This window comes from Aquabacterium sp. UBA2148, assembly GCF_002328915.1.
Lineage (GTDB): Bacteria > Pseudomonadota > Gammaproteobacteria > Burkholderiales > Burkholderiaceae_C > Aquabacterium > Aquabacterium parvum.
This window is the reverse complement of record NZ_DCXA01000324.1, coordinates 2,889-9,954: the sequence shown is the minus strand read 5'-3', so window position 1 is coordinate 9,954 and position 7,066 is coordinate 2,889. Positions and strand designations below refer to the sequence as shown.

6 protein-coding genes and 1 pseudogene are annotated in these 7,066 nt (G+C 64.8%); all 7 read right to left on the bottom strand.

The annotated features are described in order from the left end of the window. Positions 1–288: pseudogene (locus B2W70_RS18125) on the bottom strand (hypothetical protein); the annotation flags it as partial. 223 nt (positions 289–511) lie between these two features. Then, the gene (locus B2W70_RS18120) at positions 512–1,669 is read right to left on the bottom strand and encodes a glycosyltransferase (protein ID WP_286747957.1); all 1,158 of its coding nucleotides are present in this window, start codon (positions 1,667–1,669) and stop codon (positions 512–514) included. Further along, on the bottom strand, positions 1,666–2,787 hold the full coding sequence (locus tag B2W70_RS18115; RefSeq protein ID WP_286747955.1) for an acyltransferase family protein: 1,122 nt from the start codon (positions 2,785–2,787) through the stop codon (positions 1,666–1,668). Before B2W70_RS18115 ends, B2W70_RS18120 begins: the two co-directional genes overlap by 4 nt. 9 nt (positions 2,788–2,796) lie before the next feature. Further along, entirely contained in the window at positions 2,797–3,957 is a 1,161-nt protein-coding gene (locus tag B2W70_RS18110) for a glycosyltransferase (protein WP_286747954.1), read from the bottom strand. Between the two features lie 21 nt (positions 3,958–3,978). Further along, the gene (locus B2W70_RS18105; protein ID WP_286747952.1) at positions 3,979–5,334 is read right to left on the bottom strand and encodes an O-antigen ligase family protein; all 1,356 of its coding nucleotides are present in this window, start codon (positions 5,332–5,334) and stop codon (positions 3,979–3,981) included. After that, on the bottom strand, positions 5,331–6,473 hold the full coding sequence (locus B2W70_RS18100) for an acyltransferase family protein (RefSeq protein WP_286747950.1): 1,143 nt from the start codon (positions 6,471–6,473) through the stop codon (positions 5,331–5,333). Before B2W70_RS18100 ends, B2W70_RS18105 begins: the two co-directional genes overlap by 4 nt. After that, positions 6,470–7,066: SGNH/GDSL hydrolase family protein (locus B2W70_RS18095; protein WP_286747948.1), on the bottom strand; the 597-nt coding region annotated here is incomplete at its 5' end. The genes B2W70_RS18095 and B2W70_RS18100, both read right to left, overlap by 4 nt.

Below are 7,066 nucleotides of genomic sequence, written 5' to 3'. Positions count from 1 at the left end.
CACAGGAGTGGTGGTCGTGCTGCCGCTCGTCGGGGTGGTGGTCCCGGTGGTGGGCGTGGTCGTGGTGGTGGTCGTTGTGGGGGCTGTGGTGCCTGTCGAGGCCGTCTTGCGGCGCAGGCGTTCTGCCTCGGCGTCGGCCTCGGCTTGAGTCATGCCCTGAGCCGTGGTGTTCTCGGTGCTCGGGTTGTCACCGCCGCCACCGCCGCCGCCACAAGCGGTCAGCACGACAACGGATGCCATCGAAGCCAGGAGGGCGGCGCGAGACAGGTGAGACGGTTGGTTGGGCATGAAGGACTCTCGAATGAAGTGCGTTGCTGAGTGCCGGGGCGGATTTGGAACCGCTAGGCCCCTTGCGATGAGCTGACCGGGATTTCGGTTGCCAGTGAGGTCATTCTCAAAGTTGCGGCAAGCACTGGGGTGTGAGTCTGTCACAGATAGGAAGTAACGGACCGTAAGAATTGCTTTGGATTTTCGAGGGGGCCATTCACGCAAAAGCCCCTTGAAGGCGGGGCTAGCGGGTCAGTGAGCGACACACGTGCAATGTTTCTCGAGCGACATCGTCCCAGGTCCGTGACATGTTTCTGGAAATCGCGGGGCGATCCCACGCCTTTTCCAGGGTTTGGTCCAGGGCCTTGGTCAGGGCATTTGTATCTCGCGCAGGAATCAGGCAGCCGTTGTCGGTTGTGACGATTTCGGGGATCCCGCCAACGCGGGTCGCGACAACAGGACAGCCGCACGCCAGGGCCTCCACCAGCACATTGGGGTAGCCCTCGCTCCAGCTGGGCAAGGTCAGGACGTCGGCCGCATTGATGTATTGGGCCACTGTCTGGGGCAGCTGCCCCCCGGCCAGGATGATCCTGTCTTGCTGCCCCTGGGCGGCGATGAGTCCCTTCAAGGTTTCAAGGTAGGGGCCATCGCCGATCAGGATGGTGCGCAAGTCAGGATGCTTTTGACGCAATTTCGTGGCGCTTGCCACCAGTTCGCCCAAGCCCTTGGCTTCAATCAATCGGCCGACATAAATCACGACGGGCGCATCGGGGGGCAGGCCGAGCGCTTCGCGGCAGCTGTTTCGGTCCTGCGGGTGAAAAACCGCGGTGTTGATGCCATTGACCACGGTGGCGCATCGCTCGGGTGAGACGCCGAAGGTCTGGATGGCGTGCTGCGTCATGGCCTGGCTGACGAGGACGATCCTGTCGGCGGCTTGCAGCGTTCTGCGGGTGAGCCAGGCGTTGATGCCATGGCGGTCGTTGATGTCGGTGCCCAACGCGCCGATGACCACGGGTTTGCCGAGTTTCCGACCCACGTATTCGGCGCCGGCGCCTTCGGGGTATGTCCAATATCCGATCAGGATGTCAGGGGAGTATTGAGCGACCCTTTTCAGCAAGGACATCCCTGACACCCATCCATTTGTCACCCGAGAAATCAGGGGCAGGGCAGGGTAGGTCACGGTTTCGATGTCGATGCCCGGCAGCGAATATGCGTCCGCCATGACAACCGATTTGTGTCGGCTGGGTTGCAGCCAACTGGCTTGGGGATACTGGGCCTGCGTCAGGAAAACCCGGACGTCTGCCTGCCTGGCCAGGGCCCGGGTGGTCTCATAGATGAAACGCCCGCGGGTCATGTCCTCGGGCACGGGCAGGATGGGGGTGATGACGGCGATGCGGGTCATGCGGTCGGGCGTTGGTTCTGCACGATGCGCTGGCGCAGGGGTTCCTCGAACCAGCGGAAGGACAGGTGGGCGACGATGGCCACAGCCACCATCGACACGGCAATGGCCACGTCGGTGTGCAGCCCGAGTCGCGTCAGGATGTTTCGAACGGGGTGCAACACCATGGGGTGGAAAAGGTAGATGCCGTAGGAAATGCGGCCGATCCAGGCCAGCCCTTCGGCATTGAGCAACCTGGATGTGCGCGTGCCTGGCTGGTTGGCTGCCAGGATGACGAGTGGCAAGGCCAGGGTCACCAGCAGGGATTCGATGGAAAAACCAACCGCGTATTTCAGGACATTGCTGCCTCGAAACACGTTGAAGCTCAGGATCACGAGGCCCAGGCTTGCCAGAAGGACCCAGTGCCGGGCCGGCACGCGAGCAAACCCTTGGCGAACCCGCTCCGAGGCAACGGCGCAGGCCAGCAGGCCACCGATCGCCAGCTGATCCCCCCGGGTTTCCAGGGCGCGGTACAGGTATTCATCGGAGGCCCCTGCGGCGACCCAGGCGAGTCGGCAGCCAATGAGCGCCAGGGTCAGGGCGAGCACGCCGCGCCAGGTCACCTTGATGTACCGGTGGATCAGCAGCAGGCCCAAGGGCCAGAGCATGTAGAACTGTTCCTCGACCGCCAGCGACCAGCAATGCGAGAGGTAGTGCGAAGCAGCCCCCGTGAACGCCTGGTAGTAGTTCACCACGTAGGTGCTGCTGCTCCAGATCGCGCCCCAGGGAACGGGACGGTGTGCCAAGGTCAGCAGCACCAGACCAACCAGCACATAGACGTAGAAGACCGGCAGCAGGCGCGCAGCCCGGCGCAGGTAAAAACGCCCCAGGTCGATGTCGCCACGTAGGCGCAGTTCGGCCAGCAACCCGCGCGTGATGAGGAAGCCGCTGAGCACGAAGAAGAGCATCACCCCGAAGCCGCCGTCGAACAGCGGCAGGCCGAAGGGGCCTGACCAGCCCGAGTGGTCGGCCAGCACCAGGAAGACGGCCAGGGCGCGCAGGGCGTCCAGGCCGGGGATGCGAGGCTGAGACAGCGCCGCTTGCAGCGCGTCGGGGTGGGGGGCGGGGTGGGGTTTGCGCACGGATGGGCCTCACCGGCGCGAGGCCGAGTCGTCGTACAGGCGGTCGTACTGGGTGCACAGCGCGGACAGGGACGCGTGCTCCTGCACCCACTGGCGCGCTTGACGCCCGAGTGATTCGCGCAAGGTGGCGCTCCCCACCAGGTCGAGCAGCGCGGAGCGCAAGGCAGAGGCGTCCTGGACGTCGAAGAGCCTGCCCGTCACGCCCTCCTGGATGACTTCCACGTTGCCTCCGACGCGGCTGGCCAGAGAGGGCAGCCCGGTGGCGCAGGCTTCGAGCAGCGCGATCGAGACGCCCTCGGTGAACGATGGCAGGGCGAAGACATCGAGGCCGGGCAGCAGCCGCGAAACATCGGATCGGATGCCGGCCAGCAGGACGCCGTCTCCCAGTTCGAGCTCGCTGATCAGTTGCTCGATCTGTTTGCGCAGGGGCCCCTCGCCGATCAGCACGAGGCGGGCCTTGGGGTGTGCGGACCGCACGGCCGGCCATTGACGGATCAGGCCAAGGTGGTTCTTGAGTTCGACCAGGCGCCCCACGCAGCCGACGACGACCTCGTCATCGGACAGGCCCAGCGCCTGGCGCGCGGACGCCTTGCGTTCGGGTGTGATGCCGAAGTCTTCGACCGGCACGGCGTTGAGCAGGGTCATGGCCTTGCGTGCAGGCACGTAGCCATCGCGCGTGAACCGCTCGTGCACCTGTTGCCCGACCATGGCCACGCCCTGAGTGCGCAGGATCGACCATTTGAAGAGCCAGCGCAGGCGCCTGTTGCTCAGCCTGGTGCCCATGTCATGACAGGTGACGACTTGGGTGGGTCGTTGCCGCATGCCGATCAGGGCGGCTGCGGCGTAATAGCTGGGCACGAAATTGTGGGCGTGGACGGTGTCGATGTGGTGGTCTCGAACAGCCTGGCGCAATGACTGCAAGACCTGCAGGTCCAGCGTGCCTTGCTTGTTGCCTTCGATCACGGGAACGCCCTCAGCCCGCAGCTCGTCGATGAAGCCACCCGTCTGGTTGATGCTGAACACCGCCACGTGGTGACCCCGGCGCAGTTGGGCCACCGCCAGGTCGCGCACCAGGCGCTCGAGTCCGCCTCTTTCCAGCGAATCGACCACATGCAGGATGCCGCGCCTGCTCGGGGTCACTGGTTGTTGGGTGGAGGTGGTTGCGCTCATCTGGCGGGTGTGCGGGGTGCTTCAGCGGCCCAGCAGGATGTTGTTGACGTTGACCAGCACGTAGAAGAACAGGATGGTGCCGATGGCCCAGAAGAAGGTGCGCGAGCGCCAGGGCAGGGTGGCGGCCAGTGCGATGCCCTGCGGCGTGCCCTGCAGTTGCTTGCACACGGCGTTCCAGATGCCGACGCTGATCACCAGCAGGATGAACAACTGAGGCTCGAACGCGCGTGAAAGGAACATGCTGCAAACGAAGAACCCGATGAAGGACATTTTGGCTCGGGTGGCCCACAGCTGCTCGACGGTGCCTGGCAGCGCGGCATCGGCTGCGCGGCTGAGTTGCGTGAACACCATCAGCACCAGCCCCAGCCAGACCCAATAACCCAGCAGGCCGAGCTCCCCGAAGCAGACCACCAGGGTGTTGTGCGCGGTGTGGGTGTGGTGGTCGCTGAAACGGTGATAGCCGACCCCGGCCACGGGGTGGTAGGTCAGCATGTTCAGGCCTTGGGCCCAGGCTTCGATGCGTCCGCCTGCGGATTCGTCCTTGGAGGAGACGGCCCGTCCACCGGTGAAGTTCAGGGCCATCGCACCCACGAAGATGCCGACGACCAGGCCAGCGGTCAGCACGTTGCCCAGTCGCTTGCGCACCGTCAGGAAAAAGAGCGAGCTCAGGCCCAGCAGGGCGCCCCGGGAGCGCGTCAGGTAGATGGTGTAGAGCAGGAGGCTGACCGTTGGCGCGATGAGCAGGAGGTTGCGCATCGCGTGCCCAGGCTGCCAGAACGTCAGCAGCAGGGGCAAGAAGCACACCATCGTTTGGGCGTAGTCGTTGGGGTCGCCCAGAAAGCCCACGGAGCGGATGCGCCAGAGGTAGCGACCAGAGGTGTCGAGCGCGGGGATGTCGTTGCTTTCGATCACGGCCGCGAACCCGCTGTCCGGGCCGGTGCCGTTTTCCTTCATGGTCAGGGTGTCGACCATGAAGCCGGTGTGATAGCAGGCCACGCTCATGATGCTCAGGATGGCCAGGCAGCCGATGATGGTGGCCGTCAGTCGCTTGACCCGCTCCATGCTGGTGAGGTTCATGCCCGAGATGAAGAACAGCATCGGCGTGGGCAGGAAGGCGATCAGGGAACCGATGGCGTCGCCAAACCCTGCAGCCAGCAGGGACGACAGGAACACCATGCCGATGATCCCCCACATCAGCCGCTGGTGCTGTTTGCTGAGCGCACTGCCGCCTTGCTTCTTGAGGTCGGCGATGGACAGGCCGAGCACGATCAGCATGAGCAGCAGCATCGGCCGCAGCGGTGCCAACTCAGGGGCAAAGAGCTCGAAGACGCGCAGGTACGACAGCGCCATCAGCAGCAGGTACAGCTTGAACGTCATGGCGTTGGGGCTGTGGATCGGGCTGGAGAGCCGTGCAGGCGCTCTTTCAGCCTCAGGAAGGGCTGCTCGACGAAGCGGTAGGACAGCCAGGCGGCGGCGAAGCTCAGCAGCAGGTTCATCGGGAAGCGCGTTTCCCAACTGTCAACCAGGAAGTACAGGAAGGGCTCTTGCCAAAGGTAGAGCGAGTAGCTCATGGCGCCGATCAGGGCCACGGGCTTGAGGTTGGCGATGCGACCGGCCCATGAGCCCGGCGTGCGCACCAGGTGCTGCAGGATGATGACGATGCCCAGGTTGCTCAGAACCTGCCCGCCGATGAACGCGAACGGCCGGGACACCAGCGCCGAGGCATACGCTGCGCCGATGAGCAGGCCGCCCAGGGCCAAGGGCGCCATCGGGTGAGTCAGGAATGCCTTGATGCGCGGCATGGCGCTCAGCTTGGCGTGGAGCATGGCTGCCAGGCAACCCATGGCCAGGGCGTCTGCGATGGCCTGGAACTCGCGGTTGAAAGCGATCTCGGGTGCGTCGGTCCACAGGTGCATGGCCAGTCGGATGAGCGGGCACAGCACGATCGCAATAGCGGCCACGACCAGGCTTCGGCTGAGCCCGGCGATCACCAGCACAAAAGGCCAAAGCAGGTAGAACTGCTCTTCGACCGACAGCGACCACAGGTGGTTGTAGTACCAGTTGTAGTCGTGGTTGTAGTTGGCGGTGAAGGTCAGCGCGTGCAGCAGGTGCCGCATGGGCGCGTCTGCGTCCTGCGTGCGGTTGGGAACGCTCAGCGACAGGTCAATCCAGCCGAGCTGGAAGGCCAGCCAGATCAGGCCGATGTAGACGAAGGCGGCGGGCAGGATGCGGTAGGCGCGCCTCAGGTAGAACTGCCCGAGGTCCATGCGGCCGGTGCGCGCGTGCTCGCGCAGCAGCAAGGTGGTGATCAGGAAGCCCGAGATCAGGAAGAAAAACCGCACCCCGATGTTGCCAAGGGAGGTGATGGCCGGTTTGTCCAGCCACAGCGGGGCGCCGTGCGTGGCCGCGACGTGTCCGATCAGCACCAGCAAAACGGAGAAGGCGCGCAAGCCATCCAGCGAGGGGATGTGTCCGCTCAGGTCTGGCGGGGTGATGGCCTGGCGCCCGCCGCTCATGGTTGGCTCCCCTGGGACGGCTTTGCCAGGATGGCAGCGCTCAGCTGCTGCGCCAGCAAGCGCGCACCCTCATCGGTGAAGTGCACGAAGTCGGCATAGTGTTTGGGACCCGGTGGCACGGCCTTGCGGATGTCGACCAGGATGGCTTGCGGCTCGCTGTTTGCCACCCGCTGCACGGCCTGGTTGGCGCGCGCTTCCATGTCGATGAAGCCAGCCTCCGACAGGTCAGGGTAGAAGCGCCGCCAGGCCACCAGCATCGGGCGGTTTTCAGGCGTGATCTGGTCGCCGAAGTAATTGCCGTGGGTCACGAGGACCGGGGTGGCACCGGCGCGGCGAGCTCGCTCGACCACGCAGCGCAAGTCCTTCTCGAAAGCCTGCATGGCCACTTCCGGCAGCCGATCGATGACCTGGAGTTCTCGCGTGGCCCGCCAGATGCCGAACTCCTTGAGCGCGGTCATCACGGGCTCGGGCATCACCTGCTTGGCCACCAACTCGACCTTGCCCTTGAGGCGTGCGCGCGGCGAGTCCTGGGTGCTCAGCTGGCTCGGCCAGGTGGCGGGCTCGTCGCAGAACGGTTTGTCCACGCCGATGTC